Source organism: Alphaproteobacteria bacterium, from assembly GCA_030680745.1.
Classification (GTDB): Bacteria; Pseudomonadota; Alphaproteobacteria; order JAUXUR01; family JAUXUR01; genus JAUXUR01.
Window position 1 is genome coordinate 1 of record JAUXUR010000032.1, and the last position, 1,694, is coordinate 1,694.

The window sequence follows — 1,694 nt, forward strand, 5'->3', positions numbered from 1 at the left end:
ACCTGAATTCGCCTTCAGTTTTATCCACCAGGATTTAGCAAGTTAATTAAATTTAATAAAATCCCCGTAAAATTAGTATCCAAATGAATTCTCGTAATGCTTGCTTATATATTATTTTTTGCTATTCTGGTGGATAATTTATCCACCAGGAATTCATTAAGCGCAAGGATGCCCGTGTCATTTATCAAAAAAATAAAAAAGAATGGTAAAATTTATCTCGCTGAAGTTGAAAATAAATGGGTTGACGGTAAATCAGTCCAAAAACATATTCGCTACATCGGAAAAGAAGTTGATGGTGAAACAAAACTCGCTTCATCAATTTCTGATATCGTTGTAGATGATGTTAAAGTTTATGGTCCATTAATTGTTTTGCATCATATCGCAGAAGAAATTGGATTGCCAGATATGCTTGGCGATTATTCTCCTGAAATTCTAAGTCTCGTTTACGCTCATTGTTTAAATTATCAAAGTATCAGCTGTATGAAATCTTGGTTTGAAAAAACTGATTTGGCTATGCTGTTAAACATTGAGAAAGTTACTGAAAAAAGGCTATTAAATGCACTAGATTCATTCAATGAAATAAATGTTGAGCGATTGCAGTTGGATATATTTGAGAAATTGAATGAAAAATTTCCTGTTGCGAAAAAAGGTCTTGTTTACGATGTCACAAATACCTATCTGTATGGAAAAAAATGTTCTCTTGCAAAATTAGGTCACGATAAAGAGGGTGTGAAAGGTAGGCCATTGATTCAAATCGCACTTGCAGTAACGCAAGATAAGGGATTGCCATTATTTCATAAAGTATTTGATGGAAATATTCACGATGCCAGAACATTGCAAGATCTTGTCGGCACAATGAAAAAATATAAAATAAAATCAGGAATGATTGTTTACGACAGAGGCATCACTTCGGCTGAAAATATAGGTGATTTTAGTAAGTTGGGGTGGGATACGCTTTGTGGGGTTCCTATTAACAAGAATATTAAAAAGAAAATTCGTCCACTGATTAAGAAAAATTTTATAGATATCGATAACTTCGTGCAATGTAACAAAACAACTTTTTACGTAAAATTAATTTCATATAAAATTGGATCTGTGAAAGGAACATTGGCAATTTGCTTAAACAGAAAAAAAGAAAATGCGCTGCAAGAATCGCGCCATTGTGAAATTAAATATGCAGAATCATTATTATTAAAATCTAAAAAAATAAAAAATGGAATTGAAAATTATTTTAATAAAAAAGGAAAAATAAATAAAAACAAAATATGCGAATCAGAAGAATTTGACGGATATTCATGCATTTTTACGACAAGGAAACTCTCTAAAGAAGAAATAGTTCGACTTTATTTTGATAAGGATGTTGTTGAAAAAGCATTTCGTTGTGTTAAGGGAATTACACAATTACGACCGATTAGACATTGGTTGTATGACAGAGTAATTGCGCATATATTGATTTGCTATTTATCATACGCGTTATTAATTGCCATGAAAGAATATCTGAAACCATTACAATTATCTCCGTCAAAAGCATTGCAACATTTAGAGACAATGTATAAAGTTTACATGAGAGACACAAAAAAGAATTTTAAAATTTCTCGTATTGTGACGTTAACAAAAATTCAAAAAGATATTTTGCGAGCTATTGATAAAAAATTACTAAATCCTGGTGGATAAAACTGACGGCGAATTCAGGT

At 31.3% G+C, this 1,694-nt stretch carries 1 protein-coding gene; it reads left to right on the forward strand.

The window, feature by feature from the left end; all coding sequences use genetic code 11:
- The first annotated feature begins 174 nt into the window (after positions 1-174).
- On the forward strand, positions 175-1,674 hold the full coding sequence (locus Q8L85_02990) for a transposase (protein MDP1723647.1): 1,500 nt from the start codon (positions 175-177) through the stop codon (positions 1,672-1,674).
- Positions 1,675-1,694: the final 20 nt, after the last annotated feature.